Genomic DNA, 17,446 nt, shown 5'->3' on the forward strand with positions numbered 1-17,446 from the left:
ATGCCTTGACGGGTAAATTCGCGGAGCGTAGTCGTAATGAGTTTGCCCGAGGGGTCGAGGAACTCCTTACGCTCATTTAATATTGATATCGGAACTCCCGCTACATAGACCTTTGAAGGCCTGTCCGCAACTTCTCCACTAGGAGGATTAGGTGTAGGATACGGCGGTGTTTCCGGGAAAACAACTTTACTGCCCGTAACTGGATCAATCAGGTCCTCGGGAGCATCTCCTGACGTTGAGCTGTCCGCAGGCATCGGATCATTCGGCTTGACTTCCTTGATGCGAATGGCCTCACCATCGAATGTCGGATCAGAGAATAAGTTCGTTACGTTACGGAAATCCATTATCGTGAAGTAGAGTTTATCATATTCTTCATAAACTCTTGTTCCACGTCCGATAATCTGTTTAAATTCGGTCATGGAGCCGATATTAGATTCCAGTACGATGAGTTTGCAAGTTTTTGTATCAGCGCCTGTACTCAATAGCTTTGAAGTAACGGCAATAACGGGGTAAGTCTTTTCGGGATTCTTGAAATCATCAAGCTTTAGCCGACCTTCTTTGTCATCGCTGGTGATGCGCATAATGTACTCGTCAGACCTTTCGTGCCATTCCGGCGGAGCGGCTTTCCAAAGTTCATCGCGCATGCGACTTGCGTGTTCCTGGTCAATGCAGAATACGATAGTCTTTGCCATGGGGTCGTTCTGCTTCAGGAATTCTACAATCCTGCGGGCAACAATCGGCGTGCGGTCATCTAGCACCAAGTTGCGGTCAAAATCTTTCGTATTGTAAATGCGGTCTTCAACGATGTTTCCGTTCTTGTCGCGTTTACCTTTTTCAGGCCGCCAACCTTCTAGGTCCACATTGATACCAATACGCAAAACCGTATAAGGAGCAAGGAATCCGTCATCTATCCCCTGCTTCAAAGAATAAGTGTATATCGGGTCACCGAAGTATTCCGAAGACGAGATGTCTTTTGTTTCTTTCGGTGTTGCAGTCAAACCAATGTGAGTTGCACTCTTGAAGTAATCCAGAATCTTTCGCCAAGCGCTATCTTCGGCCGCACTCCCGCGGTGACATTCGTCAACGACCACCAAATCGAAAAAGTCGGGTGAGAATTCCCTATATGCGTCGGCATCTTCATCGTAATTTGTAAGCCCCTGATACAAGGCCAAATAGATTTCATAAGCCTTATCAATCTGCTTATGGCGGACAATTGTCATTTTGTCCTTGAAAGGCTTGAAGTCTCCGCGCTTGGTTTGCGTAATCAGGTTATCGCGATCTGCAAGGAAAAGAATTCGCGGGGTCTTGCCCGGAACCTTGTTCTTTGTCCAGCCGCTTTTCCACAACCGCCAAATGATATGGAATGCAGTAAGCGTTTTTCCGGTACCGGTCGCCATTACCAAAAGGATTCTGTCTTGCCCCTTTGCAATTGCCTCTACTGTGCGGTTAACGGCAATCTGCTGGTAATAACGCAGACTGTATCCTGAACTATCGACATAATAATCTTGTGTCGCCGTGGATTCCGCTTCTGGTGAGTCGATACCTTTGTACCGTTTGTAGCAAGCCCAAATTTCTTCGCTCGTCGGGAAATGATCTAGGTCGCGTTCTTCTACTGCGATAGGGTTCCCTTGACTATCTTTCGGACCGCAGTTTTCACGATAGCGAATCGAGAACGCATCGCCATTACTGCTAATCGCTACGGGAATATCCAGAGTCTGCGCATAAGAAAGAGCTTGTTGAATGCCATCGCTAAGGTAATGCTTATTGTCCTTTGCCTCTACCACGGCAATCGGCATGTTCGGCTTGTAATAGAGAATGATGTCCGCGCGCTTTTTTTGCCCGCGCACGACGGTCTTGCCCTTCACAAAAATTCGACCATCTGTGAACGAAACCTCTTCGCGAACTTGCACGTCCATGGTCCAACCCGCCTTTACAATGCCCGGCAGGATGAATTTGGTTACGATGTCCCTTTCTGAAAGTTCTTTCTTGTTCATACAAAAGCCTTTGTGGTAAATATATATCAAGAAAGAGGTACGCGAAAATACGAAGTAATGATTTTGGCGGTATTTGAGGGTGAATTTGGCATTTTTCTGCGGAAAATGAGGGAATTCGTTGATATTTTTATTGTTTTAGAGGAATTTGAATGTAGTTTTAGAAGGTAGTGAGATATAGTTATGTGCTTATTATGAAAAAAACTTAAGGAGATATAGAAATGGGAAAAAATTATAATCAAAGAAAATTTAAGGTTTCTAAATGTTATGATGTCCAAGTAGAAAAAAAGAGTATGGGTGCGAGATGTGATACTGGTACTCGGAAAAAAACTAAGTATTACCGATCAATTCGTACATGGACTTCTGAAGAATGGGAAAAAAATGATGATTTAGGCAATAAAAAAGGCGTTTATATCTATATATGGAATGGCAAGCCGATATATGTAGGCAAAACAATGAATCAGCAGGGCTTTTCTGCTGAATGCTTCCATACACACAAAGTTGGGAACCATGTAAAGAAAAAGGATGGCGTTTTAACAAGGTTTTTAAAGTTAGTTAACCGAATGCGTATTTCAGAGGGTGTGTTGCAATTGCAATTTATATATTGGGATGGGAGAGAATTTTCAGATACAAAGAGGAAACAAGCGCTAAGTCGTGATATTTCTGCACTTGAAAAGTATTTGATTAGAAAATCAATGAAAGTATCAGAATATTCAATGAATAGGAAAGATGCCTATCCGCGCTGGTCTGTTCCGGGTTTTGATGGTGATGAATACGATGATGACTTTCAAAATAAAGAGAATGTTGATAAATTAAATAGTATATTTGAAAAATAATTTTTTATTGTGTATCGCATGGATTCCGACAAATTCAATGATAAAACCTGTGTAGTTCCTGCATATGATATTTGCGTTAGGGTTGGTTTGCTTTGTAAAATTTTTTCCTACCCCTTGCCAACTTTTTTGATATTAGGTATATTAATGCCCGACGCACCTCGCTGTTTTAAGGCGAGGTGCGTTTTTGCTTTTATCGGCTTTTCGGTTTTGCAAAAACGCCTCTAACCCAATTGCGAACGCACTGCGTTCCCAATTGAACTTGTCGCAAATGGAGGCTAAAACAACTTATGGCAAAATCAGAAGCTCTTATAAAGAATTTGGTGGCCCTTCCGCATGAATACGAGTGGTTGGATTTTAAGGAGAGTTGGTTTTCAAAGGACGAGATTGGTGAGTACATTTCAGCTATTTCAAATGGGGCTGCATTGTGTGGCCGAGAATTTGGCTATATCGTATGGGGAATCCATAATTCAACTCACGAAATCATCGGTACGACAGTAAACTTTGACAAGGACGTTGATCACGAACCTTACAAGCATTATCTCGCCCGGAATTTAAAACCGAGCGTCGCCTTTGAGGTTGAAGAGGTTCATATTGACGGCAAACGCCTTGTTTTGTTGTCTGTTCCTGCGGCGAAATCTGTCCCGACGAAATTTTTGTCTCAGGCATTTATTCGGATTGGCTCAAGCAAAGAGAAATTGTCGAAGTTCCCTGAATGGGAAATTCGTCTTTTGAACACGTTGTCTAACGGCATTCCGACGATTGTCAGTATGGCGGCTCCTGATTATGCGCAGGAATTGACTTTTGAAAAACTGTTCATGTATTATGGGGCGAAAGGTGTTACTCTTCGCAAAGAAACTTTCAAGAAGTCGCTTAGGTTCCTGACTGCTGACGGGCGCTACAACATTATGGCATTGTTGCTTTCGGACGCAAACGATATCCCGATTCGCGTGTCCGTTTTTAGTGGCAAGAGCAAAGCCGATACGCTTTTCTCGGTCAAGGAATATGGGAATACCTGCATCTTGTATGCGATGGATAAAATTTTGGAATATGGCGATGCAATCAACATCATCCAGGCGGATGAACGCGGCCGAATTTCTGAACGGAAGGATGTTCCTCTTTTTGATTACGAGGCTTTTCACGAAGCGATTTTGAATGCGTTTATTCATAATAAGTGGCTGGGAATGAATGCCCCTATGATCAGCGTATTTACGGACCGCATCGAGATTCTTTCGCATGGCGGTCTTGGTCTTGAGCAGGATTTGGAGGGATTTTACAAGGGCGTGAGCATCCCTGTAAACGAGATCCTCGCTTCAATTTTCTTGCAGCTGCGGTTGAGCGAACGTTCAGGTCGCGGTGTGCCAAAGATTGTTGGTGCGTATGGCCGGGAATCCATAAAGATTGAGAAAAATTTCATTGTGGTGACGATTCCTTTCAATCGAATTAATGTCACCCCGTTTGAGCTGAATGAAGGGCAGCAGACAATAAACCCGACTGTAAAGGCGACTGTAAACCCGACTGTAAAACTTTCAAAGAATCAGAGAGATATTTTGGCGAAAATTGCTGAAAACCCTAAGGTCACGCTCACAGAACTTTCTGAACTATTAGGATTGCATCGCGCGACAATTGTAGATAACACGTCAAAACTTCAGAAACTAGGGGCGTTAAAGCGTATTGGAAGCGACAAAACTGGTTATTGGGAAATAGTTGAACAAAAATAGGGAGGTCACGTAATGGATCTTGCAAAATTTGAGAAAGCCCTAATGATTGGGGAAACTGTGGCCGTAGAGTTCAAGCGGGCTGATGGCACGATTGAAACCGATACCTTCGAGACTGTCTGCTCGTTGTTTTCCGCATCATTCAGCCGTTGAACGAAAATTATTCATTTGATGCAGAAAATGAGGTTGGTGGTCAAATGGGTGGTCAAATAGGTGGTCAAATCGCGTTAAACGAACGCCAATTGGACATTTTGCAAATTATCAAAAATAATCCGTCGGTCACACGAAAAATGCTAGCGGAGATGCTTGGCATAAATGAATCAGCTGTCCAGAAGCACCTAGAGACCTTAAAACAAAATGGAGTTATCAGGCACATTGGAAAAACACGTGGTCATTGGGAAGTGCGTGAATAGAAAACGCCGAGGGGCATAACGGCTGGAACCGCTAGCTTTTTGCGGCTTGTTTAGCCAACGAGCTTTATTCCAAAATCATTTTATAGGCCTCTACCAATTTCTCCAGCGATACAGCGCAGTTGGCAGGCGAGGTAGAAGGGAGTTTGACCGCGTCCATTCCGACATCTTGGGCACAGAGTTTTTGGTACAGTTTGTGGGCGGTGGCGCCGGTGCAAAAGATGCGCGTGACTTTCGATTTTTTTACGAGCTCTTTTATGTTGTTCACAACTGGGTCTTCGATGCTTGTGTCGCTTGCGCCCACGATGGTGCAGCTGTCCAGAACATCCCACAGGGCCACGTGATGCTTTTTGAGCATGGCCTTCTTTTGCGCGATGGTTTCGGGGACGCCTTTACCCGCTGCGATTTCGCTCAAGGTAGCTTCGCCGAGCACGATTGCCATCACTTTCCAGAATCGGTTTTGCGGGTGCCCGTAGTAGAATGCCATTTCACGCGACTTGGGCGAGGGTATGGAGCCGAGCAGCAGCACGCGGGATTCGCGGTCGTATAGGGCCGGGAATTCATGGGTGACGCGGGTTCGAATGGCTTTGTTTGCGGGCTTTTTCATGGACACAAAAATACTATTTTTGCCTTATGAAAATCAAGATTCTGTTTGTGTGCCACGGGAACATTTGCCGAAGCCCGATGGCTGAATTCGTGATGAAAAAGATGGTACGGGATTTGCCCGCCACATTACCCGCCGAGTTACAACAGGGAGCGGCGCAGTTTCAGCTGAAAGATGTAGAATTCGAAATCGCAAGTGCCGCGACAAGCACCGAAGAAATCGGGAACCCGGTTTACCCGCCGGCACGTCGCATGCTTGCCACGCACGGGATTGATTGCTCCGGGAAAACGGCACGCCAGATGACGGCGCGCGACTACGAGTATTACGACTACATTGTGCTCATGGACCGTAACAATTTGCGCAACCTCCGCTGGATTTTGCCGGCTGACGTGTACGTTCGTGAAACAGGTGGCGCGGGCATTCCCACCAAAAATCCGGCGGGCGTTCCAAGCGGAATGACAGAAAGCGTTTCAAGCAGAAATCCCGAAAATCGCAAGGTCTCGCTCCTCATGGATTGGGTCGGCAAGAGTCGCGATGTGGCAGACCCCTGGTATACAGGCGACTTTCAGGCCACTTGGGACGATGTAAACGAGGGCTGCAAGGCGATGCTGGCACAGATTTTGCGACTGATTCAGCAATAGCCCCTGTTTCAGGACGAAACATTTTCCCGTTGGCACGCAATTTGCTAAATTATCCCCGTAATTTTTAAATCAGAGACCGCGGGCAGTGCCCTCGGCCGTAAAAAGGAAAAAGATGAGCATAGTCGATACCGTTCTTCACAAGATCTTTGGTACCCCTCACGAACGTAAGGTCAAGCAGCTGCGCCCTGTCATCGAGCAAATCCACAAGGCTCGCGAAGCCCTCGAAGCCCTGGATGACGCCGCCCTCGCCGCAAAGAGTGCGGAATTCCGCGAAAAGCTCAAGAATGGCGCTACCCTCGAAGACATCAAGGTCGAAGCCTTTGCCGTCTGCCAGGAAGCCTGCGACCGCCGCCTGGGTATTTTCAACATCTTCAAGCCCGAAAACAACTTCGACTTTAGCCGCCTGGGCCCCGAGCTCCAGGAATCGGTGAACGCCGCGAAGGCCGAACTTGCCGCCGGCAAGAACGAATGGGAAGTCTACCTGCCCGCCTCCGTTTACGCGAAGGTCCGCGAACTTTACCCCGAATCGGTGAAGCCCTTCCGCATGATGCCTTTCGACGTGCAGATGATCGGTGGCCTCGTGCTCCACGAAGGCGCCATCGCCGAAATGGCGACCGGTGAAGGTAAGACGCTTGCCGCAGCCTTGCCCGTTTACCTGAACGGCCTTAGCGGCCACGGTGTGCACGTGGTGACCGTGAACGACTACCTCGCTGGCCGTGACGCCAAGCAGATGGGTATGGTCTACAAGTTCCTCGGGCTCACGGTGGGCCTCATCGTGAACGGCCTCAATCCCGAAGAACGCCGCGTGAGCTACAACAGCGACGTGACCTACGGTACCAACAACGAATTCGGCTTCGACTACCTGCGCGACAACATGGCCGTCGAGCCCAACCAGCTGGTGCAGCGCGAACTCAACTTCTGTATTGTTGACGAAGTGGACTCCATCTTGATCGATGAAGCCCGTACGCCGCTCATCATCAGTGGCCCCGCCGAAGACGCTACTGAAAAGTACGCCAAGGCAAACGAGATCGCCAAGCAGCTCATCAAAAACAAGGATTTCTCGGTCGACGAAAAGGACAAGAACATCCAACTCACCGAAAAGGGTGTGAACCACATCCAGGAACTCATGCACATCACCAACCTGTACGGCGAACATGCCGACTGGGTGCACTTCCTCGATAACGCCCTCAAGGCCTGGCACCTTTACGAAAAGGACGTGGACTATATCGTCCGCGATACTGAAATCATTATCGTCGACGAAAACACGGGTCGTCTCATGGAAGGCCGCCGCTACAGCAACGGCATGCACCAGGCTATCGAAGCCAAGGAAAACGTGCAGATCCGCCGCGAAAACCAGACGCTTGCGACAATCACCTTCCAGAACTACTTCCGCATGTACAAGAAGCTTTCGGGTATGACGGGTACCGCCGAAACCGAAGCGACGGAATTCATCAAGATCTACAACATGAACACCTGGGTCATTCCGACCAACAGGCCCTGTATCCGTAAGGACCTGCAGGACATGGTGTACAAGTCCGAAGATGCCAAGTGGCGTGCCATCGTGGCCGAAATCAAGGATCGCCACAGCAAGGGCCAGCCGCTCCTCGTGGGTACGGCTTCCATCGAAAAGTCCGAACACCTGCACGGCCTCCTCGAAAAAGAAGGCATTCCGCACGAAGTCTTGAACGCAAAGAACCATGGCCGCGAAGCAGAAATCATCCAGTACGCCGGCCACAAGGACAAGGTGACGATTGCAACCAACATGGCCGGTCGTGGTACCGACATCGCCCTTGGCCCGGGAGTGACCGAGCTTGGCGGTTTGCATGTGCTTGGCACCGAACGTCATGAATCTCGCCGTATCGACAACCAGCTGCGTGGCCGTTCCGGCCGTCAGGGCGACCCGGGTTCCAGCCAGTACTTCCTCAGCCTCGATGACAACCTGATGCGTATCTTCGGTGGCGACAGCGTGAAGAACCTGATGACCCGCTTTGGCGTGGGCGAAGACGAAGTGATTACCCACCCGATCGTCTCCCGCTCCATCCGTGGTGCACAGCGCCGCGTGGAAGGCCAGAGCTTCGATATCCGTAAGCACTTGCTCGACTACGATAACGTGATGAACGAACAGCGCAAGGTGATTTACGGACTCCGCCGTCGCATTTTGAACGGCGAAGACATCAGCGAAGAAATCATGAACCGCATCGAGGATGCCTGCGATATCAAGGTGTCCGCCTACATTCCGGCAAAGAGCTACGCCGAAGCCTGGAACCTCGAAGGCCTCCACACCGACCTGCAGCGCAGCCTCGGCATGGAATACAGCCTCACGCTCGAAGATGCGATGAGCAAGACGCCCGACCAGGTGCTCGACGAAATCATCGCCCTCTGCAAGGCCCGTTACGAAAAGCTTGGCAAGATCATTCCGGAAACCGACTTCCACCAGATTGAACGCCGCTTCCTGTTGATGACTATCGACCAGGTATGGAAAGAACACCTGTACGCCATGGACCAGCTGAAGGATTCTATCCGTTTCCACGGATACGCCCAGAAGGACCCGCTGATGGTCTACAAGAACGAAGGCTACAAGATGTTCGAAGGCTGCATGGAAAAGATCGCGACGCTCACCGCGCTCCGCATCCTGAACATCCGCATCACGCTCCCGAACGGCATGACCGTTTCTCCGGACCAGCTGCAGCTCAAGAGCCAGGAACAGATCGACGCCGAACGTAAGGCCGCCGCAGAAGCCCAGGCCGCTGCCGCTCCTGCCGATGGTTCGGCCGGTGATAAGGCCCCTGCCAGCACTGAGCAGGGTCGAAGTGAGCCTGCCGAAGGGCCGACTGAATCCGCCGAGCAGATGAGTGCCGAAGGTGCAAAGCCCGCCGGTCTCGCAGGCCAGGCAGCAACTTCCGAGACGAACGCCATCTCCGAAGAACAGCAGGACGCCCAGCCGATGCCGCAGTCCGCTCTTCCGGGAACTCGCCCGACGGTGCGCCGTACTTACACGAACCCCGCCGTTGCCGCAGCCGCCCGCCGCGCCCAGCAGCAGGCTCCGAAGCTTGGCCGCAATGACCCGTGCTGGTGCGGTTCCGGCCTCAAGTACAAGAAGTGCCACGGCAAGGATCTTGAATAAGAAACCCTCCCTTCGGAACGCCTCTTCGGCATTCCGGTGAACTTCTTTTTCGAATCGGAATAAAAGAATGACCTAGGACCATGCGGCCCTAGGTTTTTTGCAAAGTAAGAAAAATACAACAAATTTTATTTACATAGAACTCGCCTTTGCTTGACGATAAAATAATCGAATTGTATATTTGGCGCGGTTTTTAGGGATGTGTAGTTGAAGTATACTATACGGGGTTGTTGTACACATGCCTATTGATCACGCAGCGGTTGTCTCGTTGATTAAGTTATCTTGCATTGCCACATTTGAGGTGGTGATGCTCATCTACATTCACAGGACATTCAAGAAGTCTTTCGATGACGATGATTTTCCTAGCATAAAGCCTAAAAAGACTTCGAAATAGGATATGGAATTTGGGTGCTAGGACGCTGCCAAGAATTCTCTCGTGGGATTCTTGGCGGCGTATAGTATATGCCTGAATATCGGCTTTGTTTACAGGATATAGGGGCGGACTTGCTTAAAGACAAGCTTGCGTTCGCTTCCCATGACCTTGAATTCGATGTCTAGCACAAGGGCGTCGGCATTTTTCCTGTAGAGCTTTGCGAAGCGGTTCTGGATTTTCATCACGGTGTCGTAGAGCTTGTTCAGTTCGCGGTCGGTAAGGATCAGCGAATTGGGGCTGAGTGTCGAATATTGCAGAACGACGCTTTGTACGCCAGGGCCCGCCGACGGAATGATCGAAATGATTTCAGGGCGTTCGCCGCCTTCAGGGTTGGTAATGGAGGTTTCGCCGAGCTGGATGTTCGCATAGATTCCCGCAACGGAGTAGTCCGCGATGTTTTGCGTAATGATGACTCCGTTTGCAACTTCGTCGGGGAATGCTTCGTGGACAGCTACGGCCATCTGTACCGACAGGTGGTCAATGTTCCAGAGGGAACGTTCCTCGAAAGCCTTGAAACTCCATACCGATGCCCACACCTTGCGGATTTCGTCGGAAGGCAAGTCCTTTTCGCGCGTAGTCGCCTTTACGGACTTGTAGAGGCCCGCCCCGTTGAAATCCTGCAGGTCTTCGGAATTGGTGCTGGAACGTAGGCGTACCCCGGCATCCCCGTAGAGCGTATGCACCTTTGTATCGAGGGCCGCAGCGAATGTCGCATCGACGGGGATATGCTTTATCATGTAGCGGATATTGTCGAGTACCGCTTCGCGAAGTCGCGTGTCGGCAACAAAGTCGTCGCGGACGATAGCTGCGCCAATGTAGTCGCGGAGGTTACTTTCCCTGTTTGCATAGCAGATGTCGTAAACCTGCTTGCATAAGGTTTCTGCGCGCCCCTCCTTGGAGCAGTCCTTGAGGGATTTTTCGCACAGTTCTTCGGTCACCTGGGCATAGTCAAGGAAATGGCTGTAATGGTAGAAGGGGACTGCAAATCCGTCTGGCGAATTGTCGGGGAGCAGCTTGTGCAATTCCGCGAGGTTCGCCGCCTTGACGCCGACAGCTTTCGACGATTTGAAATCGAGGTCCGAAAAGTCGACGAGTCCCGAATCCGAGAGGTCGTAGGAGAGCGTCATCGGCTTACGCGCATTCTTGTTCCAGAATTCCTTCGCCTCGTCGAGACTTGCCGTTTCCACCTTGTAGGAATTTGAATTGACGGTCAGCTTGATAAGCTTTCCGCAGAGCGAAAGCAGGCTGTCGGGAATCGCGTTTCCGTTAAAGGCGATGTTTGGGGTCTTGCGCGCCTTGGCGGCGAGGTTCACGTGCGAAAGCGGAGTTTGCGCATCCTTGCTGATGGTGGCCGCGACTAGCGGAATTTCGGCAGGGAGCGTTTCGAGAAGCAGAATGTCGTGCGACGAGACAATCGCCGTGTCGAGTTCTTCTGCGGTGAGTCTGCGGAGCGTCCCGTAGGCGGTTCCCGTATTCATGATCTGTAGCGGGATATCCCCGAACAGTTCGGCGTGCGTATGGACCGGAATATTCTCCGACTCGAATTCCTTCGCGTATCTTTCCGCATCCTTTTCGGCTGCATCGCCTGCAGGCATATAGAATAGGCGGTTCTTGGCCTCTCCGGGAGTCAGGAATAGCATCCGCTTTTCAATCTGCTTCTGCACCGCGATCACCTGCGAAGGCGAAATGCAGTCCGTCGGGAAAAACGTGAGCGCTACCATGGAATCAACCGCTGCGTAATAGGCGAGGGTTCCTGCGACGGTATTTTTGGCCGTGTCGTAGTAGGCCTCGTTTTCGAATTCCGTGAGCGTCTGCGAAAGGTGCAGCACCGCCTGCGAAAAGTCGTAGTGCAGCGGGTACGCCCTGGTGTTCATAAAATGAACTTCGAGGTTTTCGCTGTTGAAATCCGTAACGATGAATTTTACCAGGTAGCTTGTGCCTATTTCCGTCTTGGAGGTATAGGCCATCTTGCGGAAAGCCTCGTACCCGTCTTCCTTATAGAATCCCGTGTATTCGTCGTCGTTTTGGATAAAGACCGGCAACGGCTCCGGTGGATCCGGCTCCGGTGTCGGGGCCGGCTTGTCTTCGGGCGCGCTACTGTTGGAACATGCGCACAGCCATACCGCAGTAAATGCGGCAAGCAACGGACATCGCAAGAAAGAATCCCAGATGTACATTTCAAATAGGGCGGTTATTCGTCGTTAAGTTCGTCGATAAGGCGGTGGTCGCCGTTGCAGAATTCGAAAGTGTCCTCGAAACTGCCGAACGAGCCGTCCTCGATATCCGCAAAGCGGCATACGACCGGCAACTTTCTCACGTTCTGGAGATCGTCTTCGTACTCACCGCATCCGTCTTCGATAAGGGTCTTTCCGTCGGCTTCGTAAACCTTGAGGCAGTCCATTTCCTGGCATTTGCGGTAGCCCCATCCATAGGAGGAATGGTCGTATTCGTAGACCTTGCCGTCGTAGGTAAAGCGGAAGGAATCGTTATGGTGGTTTCCGCCCCAGTTGTAGGTCAGGTCTTCTAGCGTCACGTATTCGCCGTCGATGTACAGGAGCGCCGTGTCGGCGGTAATGGTGGGAGACAGGCTAAAGCGGGCTTCGCAGCTGGTCGGGGTTCCTTGCACGTACACGTAGCCCTTCTTGTTGGCGTATTCGAATGTGCAAATCCAGTCCTGCTGGTCGAAGTCGATTGCGATTTTCGTGTAGCTGGATTCCTCTTCTTCGCAGTGATAGACGGCCTCTTGCGGAACTCGCGGATTGAAAATTTCAATCGGGTCGGTCGGAGGCGTAGATGCGCTGGAAGTTACGACTTTTTCGCTACTCGAAGATTCCTCGTCGGCATGGCTTGAACTGCTCTTGTCTTTCTTCGAGCTGGAAGATTCCGCGGAAACGCTGCTGGAACTGGATTCCTTCTTGGAGTAAGACGAACTGCTGACGTCCTTTTTAGAACTCGAGGATTCTGGGGCGACTTTTTCGCTGCTGCTGGATGTCGCCTCTTCGCTGTCGCTGGATTCGATTTCTTCGCTCGAGGCGTTGCTGGAAGAGTCGTTGGAACAGGCGGCGAACATGGCTATGCCTAGGCCGCATAAACAAGAGAATGCATTGAGTTTGAATTTTTTCATAACCCAAAAATCTATTCTTTTGTTAAGAAAATGTCAACAAACCATACGATTTGTGCAAAAAGACGTGATGTACGGCACCCTTGTCGGGCTTTACCTCAAAAATTACTCGTTGATGCTTTTCAGGTGCGGGGAATACATCTTGTAGAAATCCCTGCCGCGTTCCTTCACGTAGTAAAGCGCCTTGTCGGCTGCACGGTAAAGGTCTTCGAAATTCTTGCTATGTTCGGGGAACAGGGCGATTCCAATGGAAAGCGATACGCACTTGCCGAGAGGCTCGTCCGGGAAAAGGTGGCGCGCCCTGTCCGAAATTTTGGCGGCAAGCTGTAGGGCGGTGCTGGAACTGTCGATATCGCGCAGGTACACCATGAACTCGTCGCCACCGATACGCCCTGCGATATCCATTCCCTTGAAGGATTCGTGAATGATGTTTCCGATTGCCATGAGGACTCTGTCGCCAGCAATGTGCCCGTAGGTGTCGTTCACGTGCTTGAACTTGTCCACGTCAATCATGAGCAGGGCCCCCTTGCTTTTTTTCTTGTGGTCCTTTTCGAGGAGGCTCGTAATCAGTTCTTCGGTGGTCTGCTTGTTCAGAAGTCCCGTCAGCTGGTCGGTCTTGGAACGCTTTTCAAGTTCAAGCCTCAGCGACTGCATCTCGGTAATGTTGTTGATGATGGCGACAATGCCGTTCACCTTGCCGTTTTCGTCGAATACGGGGCGCTTGATGAGTTCCAGGTACTCGCTTCCGTTTTCGCCCTTTTCTTCGATAATGTAGTTGGTTCCCTTCCCGGTCCGCATCAGTTCCATGTCGGACTGCATTGCCTTCTTGGCGTTTTCCTTGTCCTCGCGGATTTCGATGTCGGTCTTTCCGCGGATAGTCCAGCTGGGGTCGTTTTCGGTATGCAGGTGGTGCCAGTAGTGGGTGGCGAATACGTACTTTCCTTCGGCGTCCTTCAGGTAGATATTCGAGGGGAGCTCCTTGAGGATGCGCTCCACTTCCGAAAACGTGGCGGAGTCCTTGCTTCGCACGGCGTTCTTGATGCGCAGGGCGACCAGTTCCGGCTTGAAGGGGGGCTCGAAGTATTCGTTTGCGCCCGCCTCGATGCACTGCCTGTAGATTTCGCTATCGGGAACGCTCGAAACGGCGATTGTCGGGATTCCCACGAAACGCTTGTCGTCGTTCATCTTCTGGAGTAGCGAAAAATGGGTCCTTTTTCCCCATTCCGCATCGAACAGTACGGCCGAGATGTGGTCGTGCTGCTTGTCTACCAGGCGTAGCGCCTCTGTTTCGTTGTCGACGTTAATCAGCGGGTGGGATTTCGAAAGATTAGCACGCAAATCCCCTAAGGCGGGTGCCATTAGGTTTACCAATACGAGCTTTCGCAATTCGATTGGCTGAATGACTTTTGCGTCCTTGAGATCGTCCAAGTGAACCTCTTTTTGCTGTTCCTTTACATATATATATTTTTTTCTGGAAAAGGTGCTGGATTCTTATTCCAAGTTGGAATAGGAAACGCTTGAAAATCGGCTCCCTTTTTTGTTATTATTACGATATGCAAGATAATTATAAGCGCGGGGCGCGTACCGTATTCTGGACCAAGATCACCCTTTCACTTTCGGTCGTCTTTATCGTCCTGTTCATGTTCCTTTACCGGATGTTCCAGACCATTGAGGCGAATCCCGACCTCGATGCGGGTTTCCTCACGTCGGGTTCGATGCTTCTCCTTTTCATTTTTGCGGGAGTGTGCCTGCTTCTGGGCGTGTCCTACAGCATTCAGGGACTATTTTGGCTGCTCTGGATGTTCCGTGCCGAAGAAAACCTGCGAAAAATCACGCATACGACCTTTTCTCCCTGGGGAGCGGTCCTTTGTTGCTTTCTTCCCTACCTGGGTACGCTACTCCATTTCTTTGTCTTTAGGGATATTATCCGCCATACCGAATCGGAGCTGTCGAAGCGCCGTACGGGGGATCCTTCCACCTATGCGCCCGCGGTTCCCATGAATTTGGTAATCGCCTTCTTCGTGTGCGGAATCCTGGGGAGCGTCATTTCGTTTATCGGGGAAAACCGGATCGTTTTTCTGGTATCCTTTGTCATAGGCTTTGCGGGTGCGGTCTGCTACCTCAAGGCGCTCGGCATGTATATAAAGGAAGAAGCTGAACTTTACGGCATCTATAAGGACTGCGAACTCCGGAACAAGGTGGACGAAGTCCTGCGCGAACGCGAAATAGAAAAGGCGGCAAGCGAGATCCGCGAAATAAAGGACTAGTCGTAAATTTCCGGGTTCTTGCTATAGAATCTCCGGTGAGTCCATCCGTACCATAGTGTCGGATTTTCGGCGATACGTTCTTCGAGCCAGCGGTTGAAAATTTCTGCGACGGATTTGGTTTCCGTCGTCTCCTTCGTTGTGCCGGTCACTTCGACGGCATGTAATGTCTTTCGCCTTGTGTCGTCGCTTTCTTCCATCCAGCAGATGTACACGGGGGTGTGCGGCCGGTGCTTCAGCAAAAAATCGGGGAGCGGGTTTACCTGTACGTCCTTGCCGAGGAATGTCGCGTCCATGGCGCTTGCGATTCGGCTGTCCTGGTCCATCAGCAGGCAGAAAAGCTTGCCTTCGTCGAGCAGTCGTAGAAACGTGCGCGGATTTTGGGCGTTTATAGCGTAGCTCTTGCCGTCAACGGCTCGAATTTTCTGTTCGACCAGTCGGTTGAGCCACCTAGGCCGCAGTGGAATGTAGCTTGCCTTGAGCGGGATTCCCAGCCGGCATAGCCAGGGGCCAATCGCCTCGTAGTTTCCGTAGTGCGCCGTCAGGAATATTCCGCCGTTTTGCATCCTTTGGAGTGTGGATTTGCTTCCTTCTGCAAGTTCGTACGTAATCCCGTCTTTGCGGTATGGGTAGCTTGCGGTAGCCTGAGGAACTTTCTTGAAGGATTCGAAATTGAAAATGATGTCGCCGACGTGGCGGACCAGGTTCTTGAGCGTTTGTTTATAGAAACTTTCCGATTTGTCGGTGCTTTCGTTACAGGCGTAGGTGCGGTTTGCCTGAACAATACGTTGTTTCCAATGGAAGGTGCACAAGAGCTCAAAAACCAATTTCTCGAAGATCCATGCGATGACTGAAATGGTTTTTTTTCTTACAAAAGTGGGGCCTGCCCACGATATGTTTTTGAAATAGCTCACTAATACGAAATTTATAAAAATCTGTAGAAATTATTTTACTAAAAACCGGTTGCAGATAGGCTATGAACAAGTTATTTTCAAAAATGAATTGACGAAACCAAACTAATGTAGAAAGGAGAATAAAATGAAGCTTGCAATTTCCGTCTCTGGCGGTGGTGCCTTGGGAATAGGCCCCCTCCAGTTTATGCGTCGACTCGAGGAAGATCTCGGTTCGACTCTTGCGGAATGGGGAGCGGCTTATGCCGGTACATCGACCGGCTCTATTGTCGCGGCGGGACTCTGTACCGGTATGTCCGCCGCAAAGCTCTACGACCTCTATAAAGAAAATTTGTCTGCTATATTTACCAAGGTGAGCGCTGCGCGTATCGTGACGAACAATTATTACCGTTACGACAACTCCAAGCTCAAGAAGCTCTTGCAGAATAATTTCCGCGACCAGATGTACACCTTCAAGAAGCCCATCTACATTCCGGCGACATTTATGAACGGTGAAAGCGTCGAGAAAGTGTGGGACCGCGGCGACGGTGCAACGAACCAGTGGTTTGCTATCCTGTCTAGCTGCTCTGCCCCTACGTATTTCGATACGGTGAGTCGCAATAAGGACGGCAAAAAGGAAATCTACTGCGATGGCGGTATGTGGGCGAACGATCCTATTATGGTTCTGGAATCTGGCTTGAACAAAGTAAAGGAATTCAAGGGAAACTACAAGATCCTTTCGTTCAACACGGGAATGGCCCGTCCGAATAGTGCGCCCAAGGACAAGAGCATTGTCGGCTGGGGCAAGTATATTCTCGACGAATGGATTGCCCGCACCGGAAATTCCGGCTATTACGAGGCCTGCGCCAATATCGGTGCCGAAAACGTGTACCGCGTGGCTCCGCATGTCAGTGATAAGTACGCCATGGACGACCTTTCCCTTGTGGACGAGGTTTCCAATATTTGGGATGACTACTATAACGCGGTCAAGAAGGATGTCTTGAAGTTCGTCAAGTCGACGGTTTCTGCGAAAAAGTAATTGACCAACACCTCAATTGTCATCGCTGTGGTCTGATTCTAATGGGATTGGGTTGTGGCGGTGGCAATTTTTTTTGTATAGGGGGCTTATTAAATGGAAAATGTCGGCTATAGGATAGCCTTATCGCTAGTGATTTAAAAAATTCCGTTTATAAAATGTTGATAGATTGGTGGTTTTGTGGAATAAAACTCGTCAATTTGCAAAAAAGTGAAAAAAAGTGAAAAAAGTGAAATTTTTTCGAGAAAAACCCTTGACAATGTTCCTGAATTTTCTATAATTGGCCTCACCCGCGAACGAGAGGGCTGAAGCCCAAACGGAAAGCGAGACGGAGGCCCGCGAGGCCGCCGGGAAGATTGAAGGAATCGGAGATGTGCTTAGTGA

General features: G+C 50.1%; 14 protein-coding genes. 8 read left to right on the top strand and 6 right to left on the bottom strand.

Annotated features, from left to right (window positions below):
• Window positions 1–1,994: EcoAI/FtnUII family type I restriction enzme subunit R (gene hsdR, locus Q0W37_RS13885; RefSeq protein ID WP_297702152.1), on the bottom strand; the 1,994-nt coding region annotated here is incomplete at its 3' end.
• 218 nt (window positions 1,995–2,212) lie between these two features.
• Here hsdR and Q0W37_RS13890 point away from each other — a divergent pair.
• From Q0W37_RS13890 to Q0W37_RS13900, 3 genes are all read left to right on the top strand, one after another.
• Window positions 2,213–2,827 (top strand): hypothetical protein, encoded by a 615-nt coding sequence (locus Q0W37_RS13890; RefSeq protein ID WP_297702153.1) that lies wholly within the window; start codon window positions 2,213–2,215, stop codon window positions 2,825–2,827.
• A 287-nt stretch (window positions 2,828–3,114) separates the two neighbouring features.
• Entirely contained in the window at window positions 3,115–4,545 is a 1,431-nt protein-coding gene (locus tag Q0W37_RS13895) for an RNA-binding domain-containing protein (protein WP_297702154.1), read from the top strand.
• Between the two features lie 146 nt (window positions 4,546–4,691).
• Window positions 4,692–4,955: a winged helix-turn-helix transcriptional regulator gene (locus Q0W37_RS13900; protein ID WP_297702155.1), complete on the top strand. Its 264-nt coding sequence runs from the start codon at window positions 4,692–4,694 to the stop codon at window positions 4,953–4,955.
• A gap of 64 nt (window positions 4,956–5,019) precedes the next feature.
• Here Q0W37_RS13900 and Q0W37_RS13905 read toward each other — a convergent pair whose 3' ends face one another.
• Entirely contained in the window at window positions 5,020–5,559 is a 540-nt protein-coding gene (locus Q0W37_RS13905) for a DNA-deoxyinosine glycosylase (protein WP_297702156.1), read from the bottom strand.
• Window positions 5,560–5,585: 26 nt separating this feature from the next.
• On the opposite strand from Q0W37_RS13905, the gene Q0W37_RS13910 reads away from it, so the two are divergent.
• The 3 genes from Q0W37_RS13910 (at window position 5,586) to Q0W37_RS13920 (ending at window position 9,712) form a co-directional block, all read left to right on the top strand.
• Window positions 5,586–6,197, top strand: a complete 612-nt coding sequence (locus Q0W37_RS13910) for a low molecular weight protein-tyrosine-phosphatase (protein WP_297702157.1) — start codon at window positions 5,586–5,588, stop codon at window positions 6,195–6,197.
• Window positions 6,198–6,309: 112 nt separating this feature from the next.
• Window positions 6,310–9,321 carry a preprotein translocase subunit SecA gene (gene secA / locus Q0W37_RS13915; protein ID WP_297702158.1) on the top strand — a complete coding sequence of 1,004 codons (3,012 nt, stop codon included), beginning with the start codon at window positions 6,310–6,312 and terminating at the stop codon, window positions 9,319–9,321.
• A 235-nt stretch (window positions 9,322–9,556) separates the two neighbouring features.
• On the top strand, window positions 9,557–9,712 hold the full coding sequence (locus Q0W37_RS13920) for a hypothetical protein (protein ID WP_297702159.1): 156 nt from the start codon (window positions 9,557–9,559) through the stop codon (window positions 9,710–9,712).
• A gap of 89 nt (window positions 9,713–9,801) precedes the next feature.
• On the opposite strand, the gene Q0W37_RS13925 is transcribed toward Q0W37_RS13920, so the two are convergent.
• The 3 genes from Q0W37_RS13925 to Q0W37_RS13935 form a co-directional block, all read right to left on the bottom strand.
• Window positions 9,802–11,907 carry a PEP/pyruvate-binding domain-containing protein gene (locus Q0W37_RS13925; protein ID WP_297702160.1) on the bottom strand — a complete coding sequence of 702 codons (2,106 nt, stop codon included), beginning with the start codon at window positions 11,905–11,907 and terminating at the stop codon, window positions 9,802–9,804.
• A 35-nt stretch (window positions 11,908–11,942) separates the two neighbouring features.
• Window positions 11,943–12,875, bottom strand: coding sequence for a hypothetical protein (locus Q0W37_RS13930; RefSeq protein WP_297702161.1), 933 nt, complete (start codon window positions 12,873–12,875; stop codon window positions 11,943–11,945).
• A gap of 102 nt (window positions 12,876–12,977) precedes the next feature.
• Window positions 12,978–14,300, bottom strand: coding sequence for a diguanylate cyclase (locus tag Q0W37_RS13935; RefSeq protein ID WP_297702162.1), 1,323 nt, complete (start codon window positions 14,298–14,300; stop codon window positions 12,978–12,980).
• 125 nt (window positions 14,301–14,425) lie between these two features.
• On the opposite strand from Q0W37_RS13935, the gene Q0W37_RS13940 reads away from it, so the two are divergent.
• Window positions 14,426–15,139: a hypothetical protein gene (locus tag Q0W37_RS13940; protein ID WP_297702163.1), complete on the top strand. Its 714-nt coding sequence runs from the start codon at window positions 14,426–14,428 to the stop codon at window positions 15,137–15,139.
• Here the strand turns inward: Q0W37_RS13940 and Q0W37_RS13945 are convergent.
• The gene (locus Q0W37_RS13945) at window positions 15,136–15,963 is read right to left on the bottom strand and encodes a lysophospholipid acyltransferase family protein (protein ID WP_297702164.1); all 828 of its coding nucleotides are present in this window, start codon (window positions 15,961–15,963) and stop codon (window positions 15,136–15,138) included. The two genes, Q0W37_RS13940 and Q0W37_RS13945, sit on opposite strands and share 4 nt — an antisense overlap.
• A 211-nt stretch (window positions 15,964–16,174) precedes the next feature.
• Between Q0W37_RS13945 and Q0W37_RS13950 the strand changes: the two genes are divergently transcribed.
• Window positions 16,175–17,065: a patatin-like phospholipase family protein gene (locus tag Q0W37_RS13950; RefSeq protein WP_297702165.1), complete on the top strand. Its 891-nt coding sequence runs from the start codon at window positions 16,175–16,177 to the stop codon at window positions 17,063–17,065.
• Window positions 17,066–17,446: the final 381 nt, after the last annotated feature.

Source organism: uncultured Fibrobacter sp., from assembly GCF_947166265.1.
Classification (GTDB): Bacteria; Fibrobacterota; Fibrobacteria; order Fibrobacterales; family Fibrobacteraceae; genus Fibrobacter.

Excerpts from the sequence above, each read along its gene's own strand:
- Q0W37_RS13890 (WP_297702153.1), top strand. The coding sequence starts at position 2,213 with ATGGGAAAAAATTATAATCAAAGAAAATTTAAGGTTTCTAAATGTTAT.
- Q0W37_RS13895 (WP_297702154.1), top strand. The coding sequence starts at position 3,115 with ATGGCAAAATCAGAAGCTCTTATAAAGAATTTGGTGGCCCTTCCGCAT.
- Q0W37_RS13905 (WP_297702156.1), bottom strand. The coding sequence starts at position 5,559 with ATGAAAAAGCCCGCAAACAAAGCCATTCGAACCCGCGTCACCCATGAA.
- Q0W37_RS13910 (WP_297702157.1), top strand. The coding sequence starts at position 5,586 with ATGAAAATCAAGATTCTGTTTGTGTGCCACGGGAACATTTGCCGAAGC.
- secA (WP_297702158.1), top strand. The coding sequence starts at position 6,310 with ATGAGCATAGTCGATACCGTTCTTCACAAGATCTTTGGTACCCCTCAC.
- Q0W37_RS13920 (WP_297702159.1), top strand. The coding sequence starts at position 9,557 with ATGCCTATTGATCACGCAGCGGTTGTCTCGTTGATTAAGTTATCTTGC.
- Q0W37_RS13930 (WP_297702161.1), bottom strand. The coding sequence starts at position 12,875 with ATGAAAAAATTCAAACTCAATGCATTCTCTTGTTTATGCGGCCTAGGC.
- Q0W37_RS13940 (WP_297702163.1), top strand. The coding sequence starts at position 14,426 with ATGCAAGATAATTATAAGCGCGGGGCGCGTACCGTATTCTGGACCAAG.
- Q0W37_RS13950 (WP_297702165.1), top strand. The coding sequence starts at position 16,175 with ATGAAGCTTGCAATTTCCGTCTCTGGCGGTGGTGCCTTGGGAATAGGC.